At 71.1% G+C, this 15,438-nt stretch carries 7 protein-coding genes; 6 read left to right on the forward strand and 1 reads right to left on the reverse strand.

All coding sequences use genetic code 11. The features are described from left to right. Positions 1-152 precede the first annotated feature (152 nt). The 4 genes from B9P64_RS08355 (at position 153) to B9P64_RS08370 (ending at position 6,884) form a co-directional block, all read left to right on the forward strand. Complete coding sequence (locus tag B9P64_RS08355; protein WP_085315750.1) at positions 153-1,967, forward strand: DUF1800 family protein; 1,815 nt, start codon at positions 153-155, stop codon at positions 1,965-1,967. A 13-nt stretch (positions 1,968-1,980) separates the two neighbouring features. Further along, entirely contained in the window at positions 1,981-3,459 is a 1,479-nt protein-coding gene (locus B9P64_RS08360) for a DUF1501 domain-containing protein (RefSeq protein ID WP_085315751.1), read from the forward strand. A 151-nt stretch (positions 3,460-3,610) separates the two neighbouring features. Then, positions 3,611-5,380, forward strand: coding sequence for a DUF1800 domain-containing protein (locus tag B9P64_RS08365; RefSeq protein ID WP_085315752.1), 1,770 nt, complete (start codon positions 3,611-3,613; stop codon positions 5,378-5,380). A 10-nt stretch (positions 5,381-5,390) separates the two neighbouring features. Further along, a complete protein-coding gene (locus tag B9P64_RS08370) occupies positions 5,391-6,884 on the forward strand; it encodes a DUF1501 domain-containing protein (protein WP_085315753.1) in 1,494 nt (497 codons plus the stop codon). Positions 6,885-6,924: 40 nt separating this feature from the next. On the opposite strand, the gene B9P64_RS08375 is transcribed toward B9P64_RS08370, so the two are convergent. Beyond that, positions 6,925-13,143 (reverse strand): excinuclease ABC subunit UvrA, encoded by a 6,219-nt coding sequence (locus B9P64_RS08375; protein WP_139826208.1) that lies wholly within the window; start codon positions 13,141-13,143, stop codon positions 6,925-6,927. Between the two features lie 153 nt (positions 13,144-13,296). On the opposite strand from B9P64_RS08375, the gene B9P64_RS08380 reads away from it, so the two are divergent. Together B9P64_RS08380 and B9P64_RS08385 are read left to right on the forward strand one after the other, a co-directional pair. Further along, the gene (locus tag B9P64_RS08380; protein WP_085315755.1) at positions 13,297-14,277 is read left to right on the forward strand and encodes a helix-turn-helix transcriptional regulator; all 981 of its coding nucleotides are present in this window, start codon (positions 13,297-13,299) and stop codon (positions 14,275-14,277) included. Then, positions 14,274-15,434, forward strand: coding sequence for a helix-turn-helix transcriptional regulator (locus B9P64_RS08385; protein WP_085315756.1), 1,161 nt, complete (start codon positions 14,274-14,276; stop codon positions 15,432-15,434). The genes B9P64_RS08380 and B9P64_RS08385 overlap by 4 nt, the downstream gene beginning before the upstream one ends. Positions 15,435-15,438 lie beyond the last annotated feature (4 nt).

Below are 15,438 nucleotides of genomic sequence, written 5' to 3' on the forward strand. Positions count from 1 at the left end.
TGGTGATGGGTGTAGTAAGCGTTGCTTTAACAGCACTTAATGCTAATTTGCCTCAGTTTTCACTATGGAAAATGAGCTGGGACAAAAGTTCACCAGGCTGATCTGGCTAGCTTGGTTGGCGGCTTCCGGCTTTCTTTTCCCGCGAGGTAGACATGAGGCAGACATCAATACGCAGCTGGAGCGCGGCGGCGCTCCGGTCAACGGCAGGCATCGTCGCGCTGGCGCTTTCCGCCTGCGGCGGCGGCAGCGGCGGCGACACCGGACTGGCCACGCCAGCGGCCGGGCGCGCCACGGTGGCAGCAGTCGCCACCGGCGGCGTGACAGCGCTTGCAACCGGCGCCGACCAACCCACCACCGACATCGACGCGGCCCGGCTGGCCCAGCAGGCCAGCTTCGGCGCCACCGAGAACCTGATCGCCAGCATCCAGGCTGCCGGTCCGCTCAAGTGGGTGGCGCAGCAGCTGCTGGCCACGCCGAGCGTGTATCCGGCGCTCGGCAGCGACGGCATCGACCGCTGGTCGAACAAGACCGTGAGCTGGTGCAACGCCAACTTCGCCGCCGGCAGCGATGCCCGCGCGAACTGCTGGCGCGACTACTACATGGCCACGCCGGTGGCCTGGCACTTCTATCGCCAGGCGCTCACCGGCGAAGACCAGCTGCGCCAGCGCGTGGCCTATGCACTGTCGCAATGGATCGTGGCCAGCGGCAACGAGGTGATCGGCACTTATGGCCTGCGCGACTGGCAGCAGATGTTCCGCGACAACGCCTTCGGCAACTACCGCGACCTGCTGCGCGCGGTCGCGACCAGCCCGGTGATGGGCGAGTACCTGAACAACGTCAACAACAGCAAGACCGAGCCGAACGAGAACTTCGCGCGCGAGCTGCTGCAACTGTTCAGCATCGGCAACTGCCAGCTCAACAACGACGGCAGCCTGGTGGGCGGCGCCTGCCGGCCCAACTACGACAACGCCACGGTGCGCGAATACGCCTATGCGCTGACCGGCTGGACCTATCCGGCCGGTGGCTACACGCCGTATTGCAGCGCCAATTGCTATGGCTGGCAGAACCCGCGCTATCTGGCCGGACCGATGCAGGCCGTGCCGGCGCGACATGACGACAATCCGCGCAACCTGCTGTCGGGCGTGACCCTGCCGGCCAGCCGCACCCCGGCCCAGGCGCTCGAAAGCGTGCTCGACTCGCTGATGGCGAGCGACAGCCTGCCGCCCTTCGTCGCGCGCCGGCTGATCCAGCATCTGGTCACCGGCAATCCGTCGCCGGCCTATGTGGATGCGGTGGCGACGGCCTTTGCCAGCGGGCGCTATCTGCAATTCGGCAGCGGCACGCGCGGCGACCTGGCCGCCGCCGTGGCGGCCGTGCTGCTCAATGCCGAGGCGCGCGACGCCGGCCACATCAACGACCGCGGCTATGGCCGGCTGCGCGAACCGGCCCAGCTCTGGACCGCCGCGATGCGCGCCGCCGATGCGGTCAGCGACGGCATCTGGTGGGGCTGGGCCTTCGGCGGCGACCTTGGCCAGAACGTCTTCAACTCGCCCTCGGTGTTCAACCACTACGCGCCCGACTACATCCCCGACGGCAGCGACGTGATCGCGCCGGCATTCCAGATCGAGGACGCATCGACCACGCTGCAACGGCTGTGGCTGGTGCAGCACGTCGGCATGTACGGCAGCACCACGCTGATCGCGCCCAACGCCGGCGTGGCCGGCAGTACCGGCACCACGCTGAACTTCGACCGCTACACCGGCAGTGCCGCCGACCCCGTGGCGCTGGTCGACCGGCTCGACCTGCTGCTCACCAGCCGCCAGCTCACCGCAAGGCAGAAGCAGCTGATCGTCGACACCATCGGCGTCATCACGCCCACCAGCCACGGCAGCGGCTATGCGGTACAGCGCGTGCGCACCGCAATGATGCTGACCATGGCCTCGCCCCAATTCTCGATCGTGCGTTGACCGGAGACCCGACATGAACCGCAGACACTTTCTTCGTGCCGGCGCCGGACTTGCCGGTGGCGCCGGTCTTCCGGGCCTGGCCCGGCTGGCCGCCCTGGGCGGCGGCGTGCTGGCCCTGCCGGCCCATGCCGACGGCGGCGATTACCGCGCGCTGGTGGCCGTGATGCTGCACGGCGGCAACGACGGCCTGAACACCCTGGTGCCGCTCGATGCGCGCTACGGCCAGTACCAGGCGGTGCGTGGCGGGCTGGCGCTCAGCACCGCGGCCGACAACGACCGGCTGCTCGGCCCGATCGTGCCGATCGGCGCCGGCGACTGGGGCCTGCATCCGCGGCTGGAGGCGCTCGCGCCCTTCCATGCCGATGGCAGCCTGGCCTTCCTCAACAATGTCGGGCCGCTGGCCCGACCGACCACGCGGGCCAACTTCGCCGCCTGGCGCTATCTCAACGACACCGACAAGCTGCCCGAGGCGCTGTTCAGCCACAACGACCAGCAGAAGCTCTGGCAGAACGGCGCCAGCCGCACCGATGCATCGAGCGTGGGCGCGACCGGCTGGGGCGCGCGCGCCGCCGGCAGCCTCGATGCCGGCATCTATGCGTTTGGCGGCAGTACCCGGTTCGGCGCCGGCAGCGCGCGCAGCGCGCTCAACCTGCCGGGCCCGGGCACCGACCTGCGCGGCACGCTCACCGCCTGGCAGCCCAGCACGCCCTACACGCTCGGCCGCAAGGTCAACGACACCTTCCTGGCGATGTTCGAGGCGCCGAATGCCGATCCGCTGTTCGCCCGGCTGGCCAGCCTGCGCGGCGCCGGGCTCGATGCGATCCAGCGGCTGGCCAGCATCGTGGCCGCCACGCCGGCGAGCGGCAATGCCGCCTATGCGGCGATCGACAGCGCTTTCATGCAGGCGCGCCGCACCACCGGCTCGGCCAGCGTGGCGCCGTATTCGCAGTCGCTCGGCAAGCAGCTCTATCAGGTGGCCAAGATGATCGCCAGCCATTCGGCGGTCGGCGGCGGGCGCCACATCTACTGCGTGCAGATGCTCGGCTTCGATACCCACAGCAACCAGCTGGCGGCCCAGGCGGCGCTGCTGTCCGAGCTGGGCAACGGGCTGGCGGCGTTTGCCACCGCGATGCGCGCGCTGGGGCTGCACGACTCGGTCACCAGCTTCACGCTGTCCGACTTCGGCCGCACCTTCAAGCCCAATGCCACCGGCGGCACCGATCACGGTTGGGGCAATCTGCAGCTGATGCTCGGCGGCGCGGTGAAGGGCGGCGCGAGCTATGGCCTGTATCCCGAACTGGCGCTCGGCGGCAACGACGATGCCGGCACGCTGGTCTCGGAATACCAGGGGCGCTGGATCCCGACCACCGCGGTCAGCCAGTACGCCGCCACGCTGCTGCGCTGGCTCGGGCTCGGCAATGCCGATCTCGCCACGGTGCTGCCCGATCTGGCGCGTTTTGCCAGCACCGACCTGGGCTTCATGAAGGCCTGAGCCCGGGCGCGGCTGGCTTTCGGTCGATGCCGGGAAGTCGCGCGGTCTTGATTTGCGCGATTCCGGCGGCCTGAAGGCGTGACGGAGTTGGCATGGCCGGGCGGGAGGCGCTGCGCACACTGCGCCGCGTCCTCCTGCCCGAAAGCCAACCATGCACCGACTACAAGGCGCCGCCCACGGCGCCGGTCCGGCCCGCCGCTGGATCGCAGCGCTCTGTCTGGCCCTTGCCGCCTGCGGCGGCGGTGGCGGCGGTGGCGGCAACAGCGCCACGCCGGTGACCGGCGCGGCCGCCGTGGCTGCCGCCGCCGACCGCCCCACCACCAGCCTCGACGCGGCCCGACTGGCCGAGCAGGCCAGCTTCGGCCCGACCGAAAGCCTGATCGCCGGCATTGCCGCCAGCGGTCCGCTCAAGTGGATCGCGCGCCAGATGACGCTGCCGGCCAGCAGCTATCCCCAGCTCGGCTCCGAAGCCATCGACCGCTGGACCGACAAGAACCGCAGCTGGTGCCAGGCCAATTTCAGCGCCGGCACCTATTGCTGGCGCGACTACTACACCGCCACGCCGGTGGCCTGGCAGTTCTATCGCCAGGCGCTCGGCAACGACGACCAGCTGCGCCAGCGCGTGGCCTGGGCGCTGTCGCAATGGCTGGTGGCGAGCGACCAGGAGGTGAACGGCACCTATGGCCTGCGCCACTGGGCCCAGCTGTTCCGCGACAACGCCTTCGGCAACTACCGCGATCTGCTGCGCGCGGTGGCGCTCAGCCCGGTGATGGGCGAGTTCCTCAACAACGTCAACAACAGCAAGACCGATCCGAACGAGAACTTCGCGCGCGAGCTGCTGCAACTGTTCAGCATCGGCACCTGCGTGCTCAACCACGACGGTTCGCTCAAGGACGGCAAGTGCGAGGCCACCTACGACAACGCCACGGTGCGCGAATACGCCTATGCGTTGACCGGCTGGACCTATCCGGCCGGCGGCGCGAGCGCCTGGTGTGCAAGCCTGTGCAACGGCTGGCAGAACCCGCGCTGGCTGAGCGGCGCGATGGTGGCGGTGCCGGCCCAGCATGACCAGACCGTGCGCACGCTGCTGTCGGGCGTGACGCTGCCGGCCAGCCGCACGCCCGAGCAGGCGCTCGACAAGGTGCTCGACTCGATCATGGCGCACGGCAATCTCGCGCCCTTCGTCGCGCGCCGGCTGATCCAGCATCTGGTCACCGGCAATCCCTCGGCCGCCTATGTGGCCGACGTGGCCAGCGCCTTCGAGGCCGGCAGCTACCAGGGCATCGGCAGCGGCACGCGCGGCGACCTGGGCGCCACCGTGGCGGCGGTGCTGCTGCATGCCGAGGCGCGCGACACCGCGCATCTGACCGACCGCGGCTACGGCCGCCTGCGCGAGCCGGTGCAGCTGTGGACCGGCGTGATGCGCGCGCTCGACGCGGTGAGCGACGGCCTGTGGTGGGCCAGCGCCTTCGGCGGCGAGCTCGACCAGGCCATCTACGGCGCGCCGTCGGTGTTCAGCTATTACGCGCCCGACTACATCCCCGGCGGCGCCGACGTGACCGCGCCGGCCTTCGGCATCGAGGATGCCAACACCACGCTCAAGCGGCTGTCGTTCATCAACTACCTCAGCTTCACCAAGAGCGATCCGGTCATGCCGGCCAGCGCCACGGTGGCCGGTGCCATCGGCACGGCGCTGAGCTGGAGCCGCTATGCCGACTCGGCCGGCGACCCGGCGGCACTGGTCGACCGGCTCGACCTGCTGCTCACCAGCCGCCAGCTGAATGCGACGCAGAAGCAGGCCATCGTCGACGCGGTGAGCGTCATCAACCAGAGCACCCACGGCGCCGACTGGCCAGCCTGGCGTGTGCGGGCCGCCGTCTTCCTGACGCTGGCGGCGCCGCAGTCTTCCATCGTGCGCTGAAGGAGCCGACATGGACCGCAGAAGCTTTCTTCGCGCCGGCAGCCTTGCCGGCGTTTCGCGCGCCGCCATCGCGGCCGGCCTGCCGGGCGCGGCCCGGCTCGCGGCGCTGGGCGGCGGCGTGCTGGCGCTGCCGGCGGCCCAGGCCGCCAGCGGCTATCGCGCGCTGGTGGCCGTGATGCTCTACGGCGGCAACGACGGCCTGAACACCGTGCTGCCGCTCGATGGGCGCCTGGGCCAGTACCAGGCGGTGCGCGGCGCGCTGGCGCTCGGCACCGCCGCCGACAGCGAGCGCGCCCTCGGCCCGATCGCCAGCGTGGGCGGCGGCGCCTGGGGCCTGCATCCGCGGCTGGAGGCGCTGGCGCCGTTCTTCGACGACGGCAGCCTCGGCTTCGTGAGCAATGTGGGTCCGCTGGCCCGGCCCACCACGCGTGCCGACTACGCCAGCTGGCGCAAGCTCAACGATGCCGACAAGCTGCCCGAGGCGCTGTTCAGCCACAGCGACCAGCAGAAGCTGTGGCAGAACGGCACCGCCCGCACCGAGACCGGCAGCATCGGCGCGACCGGCTGGGGCGCGCGCGGCGCGAGCAAGCTGTCGGCCGGGCTGTACTCGTTCTCGGGCAATTCGCGCTTCGGCACCGGCAGCAACGGCAGCGCGCTGATCCTGCCCGGCCCGGGTACCGACATGCGCGGCGCGCTGTCGGCCTATCAGCCCACGTCCAACTGGGCGCCGACGCGCAAGATCAGCGACGCCCTGGTGACGATGCTGGCGGCGCCGAATGCCGATCCGCTGTTCACCACGCTGGCCGGCCTGCGCGGCAGTGCCTTCGATGCGATGCAGCGGCTCGGCGACATCGTGCTGGCCACGCCGGCCAGCGCCACTGCCGCCTATTCGGTCATCGACAGCGCGTTCACGGCGGCGCGCCGCACCAGCGCCGGCGCCACCGCCAGCGCCTATTCGCAGGCGCTGGGCAAGCAGCTGTACCAGGTGGCCAAGATGATCGCCAGCCACGCCACGGTGGGCGGCAGCCAGCACATCTACTTCGTGCAGCTGGGCGGCTTCGACACTCACGGCGGCCAGGCGGCGATTCATGCCGGGCTGATGTCGCAGCTGGGCATCGGGCTGGCGGCGTTTGCCACCGCGATGCGCGGGCTGGGCCTGCACGACTCGGTGACCAGCTTCACGCTGTCCGACTTCGGTCGCACCTTCAAGCCCAATTCCTCGGGCGGTACCGACCATGCCTGGGGCAATCAGCAGCTGGTGCTGGGCGGCGCGGTGCAGGGCGGCAAGGGCTACGGCAGCTATCCCGAGCTGACGCTCGGCGGGCCGGACGATGCCGGCATCGACAGCTGGGAATTCCAGGGCCGCTGGATTCCGACCACCTCGGTGGACCAGTACGGCGCCACGCTGCTGCGCTGGCTCGGCGTGGCCGAGGCCGATCTCGACTCGGTGTTCCCCAACCTCGCGCGGTTTGCGTCGCGCGACGTGGGCTTCATGAAGAGTTGAGCGGCGCCGGCCGGCGCGGTCGTTGCCGGCCGGCCGGCGTTCAGCCGGCGCGCGCGCGCCGTGCCCGCGCCGCCAGAAACTCGCCGAGGATGGCCGCCGTGTGCGACCGCCCCGGCGCGGCCACCAGCGCCGCCACCGGCCCCTGCGCCACCACCTCGCCGCCGCGCGTGCCGCCCTCCGGGCCGAGGTCCACCAGCCAGTCGGCCTCGGCGATCAGGTCGAGGTCGTGCTCGATGACCACCACCGTGTTGCCCGCATCGACCAGCCGGTGCAGCACATGGATGAGCTTCTCGACATCGCTCATGTGCAGCCCGACCGTCGGCTCGTCGAGCACGTAGAGCGTGCGCGGCGCGCGCTGGCCGCGTCGGGTCACGTCGTCGCGCACCTTCGACAGCTCGGTGACCAGCTTGATGCGTTGCGCCTCGCCGCCCGACAGCGTCGGGCTGGGCTGGCCGAGCGTGAGATAGCCGAGACCGACGTCCTGCATCAGCTTCAAGGCGTGCAGCAACTTCGGATGGTTCTCGAAATAGCCGATCGCGTCGTCGATGTTCATCGCCAGCACATCGCCGATGCTCTTGCCGCGCAGCTTCACCTCCAGCGTGGCGCGGTTGAAGCGCGCGCCGTGGCAGGCCTCGCAGAGCGTCTTCACGTCGGGCAGGAAGCTCATCTCGACCGTGGTCATGCCCTGGCCGTCGCAGACCTCGCAACGGCCGCCAGCGGTGTTGAAGCTGAAGCGCGAGGCGGTGTAGCCGCGCAGCCGCGAATCCTGCGAATCGGCGAACAGCTTGCGGATCTCGTCCCAGATGCCGACGTAGGTCGCGGGGCAGGAACGCGGCGTCTTGCCGATCGGCGTCTGATCGACTTCGAGCACACGGTCGATCACATCGAGGCCGTCGATGAAGCCGCCGCCGCGCGCCAGTGCCAGCGGCGGCGATGCCACCTTCACCGGCACGCCGTTGCGCGCGGTGATCACGCGGTAGGCGTTGTCGTGCAGCACCTCGCGCGCGAGCGTGGACTTGCCCGAGCCCGACACGCCGGTCACGACCGTGAGCCGGCCGAGCGGGAAGTCGGCATCGACCTTGCGCAGGTTGTGCAGGCTGGCGCCGCGCAGCGTGAGGCGCGGCGTGTCGGCGTCGACCGGGCGCGTGGCGTGCAGCGGATGCTGCAACGGGAAGTGCAGGCAGCGGCCGGTGATCGAGGTTTCGGGGTCGAGCTCGTCGGCCGTGCCCTGGCCCACGATCCTGCCGCCGCGCACGCCGGCGCCGGGGCCGATATCGATCACATGGTCGGCGCGGCGGATCGTGTCCTCGTCATGCTCCACGACCACCAGCGTGTTGCCGTTGGTGCGCAGCTTGTCGAGCACGTTGAGCAGCATGCGGTTGTCGCGCGGATGCAGGCCGATAGTCGGCTCGTCGAGGATGTAGCAGACGCCTTGCAGGCTCGATCCGAGCTGGGCTGCGAGCCGGATGCGCTGCGCCTCGCCGCCCGACAGCGTGGGCGCGGCGCGGTCGAGCGCGAGATAGTCGAGCCCGACTTCGGCGAGGAAGCTGAGCCGCGAGCGGATCTCGCTGAGCACGTCGCGCGCGATGGCGGCTTCGCGCGGATTGAGTTCGAGGCCATCGACGAAGCCGGCCGAATCGAGCACCGACTGCGCGCTGAGTTCGGCAATCGACCGGTCGCGGAAGCGCACCGCGAGCGCCACCGGATTGAGCCGCGCGCCGGCGCAGGCCGGGCAGGGCTCCTCGATCTCGCCGGCGGCGCGGGCCGCGTCGGCGAGGGCGTCGGCGGCGTCCTCGGCGGCGTCGCGCCAGCTGGCATCGCCTTGCGCCGACTGGTTGCGTTCGCGCTCGTCGGGCGGCGTGAAGCCGCGCAGCTTGAGCCCGGTGCCGAAGCAGAAGCGGCACCAGCCGTGGCTGCTGTTGTAGCTGAACAGGCGCGGGTCGAGATCGGCATAGCTCTGGCCGCAGCAGGGGCAGGCGCGCTTGGTCGAGAACATCGCGCTGCGCATGCCGGCAGCCGAGCCGGTCGGGTCGTGCGCGATGGTCTCGGCGAAGGAATCGAGGCCGCTGAGCGCGACCACGAAGCCCTTGCCCAGCTCGATGGCGAGCGCGAGCGATTCGCGCAGCCGCGCCTCGTTGTCGGGGCCGACTTCCACATCGGCGACCGGCAGCTCGATGTTGTGTTCCTTGAAGCGGTCGATGCGCGGGAACTTGTCCGTCGGCAGGAATTCGCCATCGACGCGCAGATGGGTGTAGCCCTTGCCGGCGGCCCACTTGGCCAGATCGGTGTAGACGCCCTTGCGGCCGATGACCAGCGGCGCGAGCAGGCCGAGGCGCTGGCCACGGTAGTCGCGCATCAGCCGCGCGGCGATGGTCTCGAAGCTCTGCGCCTCGACCGGCACATTGCAGGTGATGCAGTACTGCGTGCCGAGCTTGACGTAGAGCAGGCGCAGGAAGTGATAGATCTCGGTCAACGTGGCGACCGTGCTCTTGCGCCCGCCGCGCGAGGTGCGCTGCTCGATGGCGACCGTCGGCGGAATGCCGTGGATCGCGTCCACCTCCGGCTTGCCCTGGGGCTGCACGATCGAGCGCGCATAGGCGTTGAGCGATTCGAGATAACGGCGCTGGCCTTCGGCAAACAGGATGTCGAAGGCGAGCGTGGATTTGCCCGAGCCGGACGGGCCGGTAATCACCGTGAACGCGTCGCGCGGAATCTCCACGTCGAGGTTCTTGAGGTTGTGCTCGCGCGCATGGTGGATGCGGATCGAGGTGGGCGGCGCGGCGCGGTGATGGCTGTCGTTGGCGGCCGGCGCGTCGGCCGGTGCGGTCGTGTAGTCGGCAAGCGGCTGGGCGGCGCGCAGCGCGGTGGCGTCGTTGGCGGCGTGGCTGCGCGCGTGCTGGAAGGCGCTGCCGTCGGCGGCGCTGAAGGGCGCGCCGGCATCGGCCACTGCGCTGCCGCTGGCGGGCAGCAGCAGCGCGCGTTCGTAGTCGGCCAGCGCGCGGCCGGTCCAGGTGTCGGTGGCCGCGACCTGCGCCGGCGTGCCTTCGGCCACGATCTCGCCGCCCGCGTCGCCGCCTTCCGGCCCGAGGTCGATGACCCAGTCGGCAGCGCGGATCAGGTCGAGGTTGTGCTCGATGACGACCAGCGTGTGGCCGGCGGTCAGCAGCTTCTCGAAGGCGCGCAGCAGCACGGCCACGTCCTCGAAATGCAGGCCGGTGGTCGGCTCGTCGAACAGGAAGAGCTTTTTCTTGCTGGCGAGCTTGCGGACCTTGGCGTCCTTGGCATGCGCGGCCGCCAGATGGCCGGCGAGCTTGAGCCGCTGCGCCTCGCCGCCCGACAGCGTCGGCACCGGCTGGCCGAGCTTGAGGTAGTCGAGCCCCACATCGACCAGCGACGCCAAGCCGAGCCGCACCGGCGCTTCCTCGTGGAAGAAGTGCAGCGCCTCGTTGACCGTCATGTCGAGCACGTCGGCCACGCTGGCCTCGCGGAACAGGCCGTCGATGTCGGTGCTGCCGACCTTCACTTCGAGCGTCTCGGGGCGAAAGCGCCGGCCGTCGCATTCGGGGCAGCGCAGGTACACGTCGCTCAGGAACTGCATCTCCACATGCTCGAAGCCGGTGCCGCCGCAGACCGGGCAGCGGCCGTCGCCGGCGTTGAAGCTGAAGGTGCCGGCGGTGTAGCCGCGCTTGCGGCTTTCAGGCGCGCGCGCGAACACGTCGCGGATGGCGTCGAAGGCGCCCACGTAGCTGGCCGGATTGGAGCGCGCGGTGCGGCCGATGGCGCTCTGGTCCACCAGTACCGCGTCGGCGATCAGGTCGGCGCCATCGAGCGCATCGAACTCGCCGCCGCGTTCGACCGGGCGGCCGAAATGCTTGTCGAGCGCGCCCATCAGCACGTCGGTGACGAGCGACGACTTGCCTGAGCCGCTGACGCCGGTGACGGCAATCAGCCGGCCAAGCGGCAGCTTCAGGTCGAGATTGCGCAGGTTGTTGGCGCGCGCGCCGCGCAGCGTCAGCCATTGCGTGAGCGCGTCGGGCGCCTGCGCGGCGCGTACCAGCTGGATGCGCTTGCGGCCGGCGAGCCAGTCGCCGGTGGGCGAATGCAGCGCGGCGAGGCGGGCGTCCTCGTCGGCGGAGGGCAGCCAGGCGTCGGCGCCCGGCGCGCCGGTGGCGGCCTCGGCATCGGCGGCACTGCGGCGCGTGCCGAGCGCCTCGGCCAGCGCCGCATCGCCGCCGCCGCGCGCCTGCTCGGGCGTGCCGCGAAACACGATGTTCCCGCCGCGTTCGCCCGGCCCGGGGCCGATCTCCAGCAGCTCGTCGGCGGCCAGCATCACCTGCGGATCGTGCTCGACCACCACCAGCGAATTGCCCGCGTCGCGCAGCCGCCGCATCACCGCGATCACGCGATCCATGTCGCGCGGATGCAGGCCGATGCTCGGCTCGTCGAGCACGAACAGCGTGCCGACCAGCGAGGTGCCGAGCGCCGTGGTGAGGTTGATGCGCTGCACCTCGCCGCCCGATAGCGTGCGGCTTTGCCGGTCGAGCGTGAGATAGCCGAGCCCCACTTCGCCGAGGAAGCGGGTGCGGCTGCGCAGCTCGCCCATCATCAGTTCGGCCGCCTGCGGGCTCAGGTGCGACAGGTCGAGCGTGCCGAAGAACTCGCGCAGCCGGTCGACCGGCACGTTCATCAGATCGTGGATGGTCAGGCCGGGCAGGGCGGCGAGCTGCTCGGGCGTCCAGGCCGCGCCGGCCGGCATGAAGCGCGGCCGGCCGGCCAGCGCCGCATCGGCCGCCGCGCGCGTGCCGGCGCGCCACAGCAGCGCATCGGGCTTCAGCCGCGAGCCCTCGCACACGGCGCAGGGCGTGTAGCTGCGGTACTTCGACAGCAGCACGCGGATGTGCATCTTGTAGGCCTTGCTTTCCAGCCAGGCGAAGAAGCGCCGCACGCCGTACCACACGCCCGGAAAGCTCTTGTCCCAGCTGATCCACTCGGGCTCGCCTTCGAGCACCCAGCGGCGGTCGTGCTCGCTCATGTCGCGCCACGGCGTGTCGATGGCGATGTCGCGCTTGACCGCGTAGCCGATCAGCTCCTGCTGCGCTTCCTTGAAGCTCTCGGTCTGCCACGGCTTGACCGCGCCTTCGCGCAGCGTCTTGCGCTCATCCGGAATCACCAGCCCGAAATCGACGCCGATGCTGCGGCCGAAACCGCGGCAGGCATCGCAGGCGCCGAGCGGCGAGTTGAACGAGAAGCCGGCCGGCGTCGGCTCCCGGTAGTCGATGCCGCAATGCGCGCAATGGAAGCCGGTCGAGAAGCGCTCGACGCGCTCGCTGCCGTCCTCGGCGAGGAAGCGCAACGCGCAATGGCCCTGGCCGGCGGCGAAGGCGGCCTCGATGGCTTCGGCGGCGCGGCTCGCGTCGATGCTGGCGGCGCGGAAGCGGTCCTGCACGACGACGAGGCGTTGCGGCGGCGGTTCGGCGGCGGTCCTGGCGGCCTTGCCGCGCGCGGTCTTGGCGGCCGGCTTGGCAGCGGCGGCCTTGGCCTTGGGCGGCTTGGCGCCGGTGGCCGGCTCGGTGGCGGCTTCGGAAGCGGCCGTTGCCGCGCCGGCCGAAGCGTCGTCCGCCGCGCCGCGCGAGCGCACGTCGTCCGCGCCCGGCGCCGGCTCGTGGATCCGCGTATAGCCCTGCGCCTCCAGAAACGCGCGCACCTCGTCGGCGCTGAAATTGCCCGGCACCTGGGCATCGAAGGTGACCAGCACGCGCGCCTCGGGTGCGGCGGCGGCCTGGGCCAGCAGCGCGGCCAGCACGCTTTCGGGGCCGTCGCGGCGCACCGGCCGCGCGCAGCTGCGGCAGAACAGCGTCGCGGCGCGGGCAAACAGCAGCTTCAGATGGTCGTTCAGCTCGGTCATCGTGCCGACTGTCGAGCGCGAATTGCGCACCGGATTGGTCTGGTCGATGGCGATCGCCGGCGGCACGCCGTCGATGCGGTCGACCTGCGGCCGGTCCTGGCGATCCAGAAACTGGCGCGCATAGGCGCTGAAGGTCTCGACATAGCGGCGCTGGCCCTCGGCATACAGCGTGTCGAACACCAGAGAGCTCTTGCCCGAGCCGCTCACGCCCGTCACCACCAGCAGTTCGCCGGTCGGGATGTCGAGACTGAGATTGCGCAGGTTGTTCTGGCGGGCGCCGCGAATGCGGATGGCGTGACCGAGATAGGCGCCCTGATCGGGCGCGGCGGCGGGGTGCGGGGAGGCTTGATCCATGGTGGCGAGCATAGACCGGGCGATTGCGCCGGCGTTCGCGGCGGCGATGACGCACAACGAGGCACCGTTCGTCGCCCCTAAGCGCTTTTACTCAATGAAACACGGTGCGACCCTTGCTTTTTCCCGGCGGCCTAGGCCTTCCCCTGTCAGCTCATGAACAAAAACGCACTCGAAGATGCCGTTGCCGGGCTTTATCGCGCTGCTGCGGGGCTGGAGGATTGGTCGCATGCCTTGTTCGCAGCATCGGCGGTCCTGCATGACGAAACGGCGACGCTGCGACTGACGCTGGATTGCGGCGCCAGTCAGTTGGCACTGGCTGCCGGCGCACCGTCCGTCGGCTCGATCTGCGACGGCCGCGGCGGCCAGGGTGCCGCCGAGCGCTCGCGCCGCGAAGCCGCCGAGCTGGTCGGGCCGGCGCTCGATGCGCTGTGCGGCGATGCGCTGCCGCTGTCCGACGCGGCGCGCCGCATCGTCTTCCATCTGCGCGAGGCGCTGCTCACGGCCGAGGCCTGTGCCCGCGCCGCCGCGCTCGGCCCGGGCCTGCTCGACCGGCTCACGCTGCCGGTGTTGCTGCTGGATGCGGCCGGCGCCATCCGCTTTCTCAATGCTGCCGCCGCGCGCGAGCTGGCCGGCGCCGGGCCGCTGCTGCGCCGCGATGGCCGGCTCGCCGGGCGCGATCCGCTCGCCGACGGCCAGCTGCATGCGTTTCTCGCGGCGGTGGCGCGCGAGCCGGCACAGCAGCTCGGCGGCCGGCCTGCGGCCAGCGCCAGCGCGCCGGTGCTGACCGGCCCGGCCCGGTCCGGCGGCCCGCGCCGGCTGGCCTTGCAGGCGATTCCCACCGCGCTGGCCGGCCAGCCGCTGCTGCTGGTGCTGCTGCACGATCTGGCCGGCGCGCGCCTGCCGGCCGTCGCCACGCTGATGCGTGTGTACGGCATGACGCCGGCCCAGGCCGAGGTGACGCTGGCGCTGCTGCGCGGCCTGAGCGCCGACGAAGTGGCGAGCGAGCGCCGGGTGTCGAGTCACACCGTGCGCGACCAGATCGCGGCGGTATTCGCCAAGACCGGCGTGAGCCGCCAGGCCGAGCTGGTCGCGCGGCTGGCGGCGCTGCCCACCTCGCTGCTGGGTCTCGAATGAACGACGCCGACTTCGATGCCGCCGTCGCCGGCTTCCATCGCGCCGCGCGCGGCCAGCTGGCCTGGGGCGAGGCGCTGGCGCCGATCCGGGCCGCCTTCGGTGCCGCCGCCGCGGTGCTGATGGGCATGGCCAAGGACAGCGGCGCCATCGCCTTCAGCTATGAATGCGGCACGCTGCCCGAGGCCGCCTCGCTCGACTATCTGCGCAGCTATCACAGCATCGACGTGCGCGCCGCGCTGGTGCTCGACCGGCCGGTCGGCGAATGCGTGCGCTGCTGCGACTACTACGACGAAGCCTTCGTCGCCGCCAACGCCTTCTACCAGGACTTCCTCATCCCCTACGGCGTGCGCCATGTGGCCGGCGCCAAGGCCTATGAGGACAACCGGCTGCTGGTCGTGCTCGGCGTGCAGATCGCGGTCGGCGCGGCGCCGGTCTCGGATGCCGGCATGCGGCTGCTGGCGCGGCTGGTGGCCCAGCTGACGGTGGCGCTGCATGTGTACTGCGCCGCGCGCGGGCAGCGCGGCGAGCCCGGCGTGGGCGCGGCGCTGCTCGACCGCTTGCGCGCGCCGGCCTTCGTGGTCGACGAGCTGCGCCGGCTGCACTACGCCAATCCGGCCGGCCGGCAATGGCTGGCGGCGCCCGGCGGGCTCGGGCTGATCGACGGCCGGCTGGTGGCGGCGCGGCGCCAGGACGATGCCGACTTCACGCTGGCGCTGCGCCAGCTCAAGCTCGACGGCGAGCGCTCCTATCTGGGCGCCGGCGCCGGCCGCGAGCGCAGCCAGCTGCGGCTGTCGAGCCATGAAGTGGTGTTTCTGCACGCGGTGCGGCCCGACGACACGATGGCCGCCTTCGGCACCCGGCCGCTGGCGCTGATGCTGGCGCACGACCTCGGCGCCGGCATCGCGCTCGATCCCTTCGTGGTCGCCGAGACCTTCGGCCTCACGCCGGCCGAGGCGCGGATCGCGGTCGGGCTGGCGGCCGGCAGCTCGGTCGAGGAGATCGCGGCCGAGCGCTGTGTCTCGCTGGCCACGGTGCGCAGCCAGCTCGCGGCGGCCATGCACAAGATGGGCGTGCATCGCCAGCCGGAGCTGGTGGCGCGACTGGCGGCGCTGCCATCGGCCGGTTTCGTGCCGGACGACCGACGGCCGGACGACTGACGGC

It is taken from the genome of Derxia lacustris (assembly GCF_002105195.1).
In the GTDB taxonomy this organism is placed as follows: Bacteria; Pseudomonadota; Gammaproteobacteria; order Burkholderiales; family Burkholderiaceae_E; genus Derxia; species Derxia lacustris.

Bases quoted from the DNA above. Each gene is read 5' to 3' on its own strand.
- B9P64_RS08360 (WP_085315751.1), top strand. From the start codon at position 1,981: ATGAACCGCAGACACTTTCTTCGTGCCGGCGCCGGACTTGCCGGTGGC.
- B9P64_RS08380 (WP_085315755.1), top strand. From the start codon at position 13,297: ATGAACAAAAACGCACTCGAAGATGCCGTTGCCGGGCTTTATCGCGCT.
- B9P64_RS08385 (WP_085315756.1), top strand. From the start codon at position 14,274: ATGAACGACGCCGACTTCGATGCCGCCGTCGCCGGCTTCCATCGCGCC.
- B9P64_RS08375 (WP_139826208.1), bottom strand. From the start codon at position 13,143: ATGGATCAAGCCTCCCCGCACCCCGCCGCCGCGCCCGATCAGGGCGCC.
- B9P64_RS08370 (WP_085315753.1), top strand. From the start codon at position 5,391: ATGGACCGCAGAAGCTTTCTTCGCGCCGGCAGCCTTGCCGGCGTTTCG.
- B9P64_RS08355 (WP_085315750.1), top strand. From the start codon at position 153: ATGAGGCAGACATCAATACGCAGCTGGAGCGCGGCGGCGCTCCGGTCA.
- B9P64_RS08365 (WP_085315752.1), top strand. From the start codon at position 3,611: ATGCACCGACTACAAGGCGCCGCCCACGGCGCCGGTCCGGCCCGCCGC.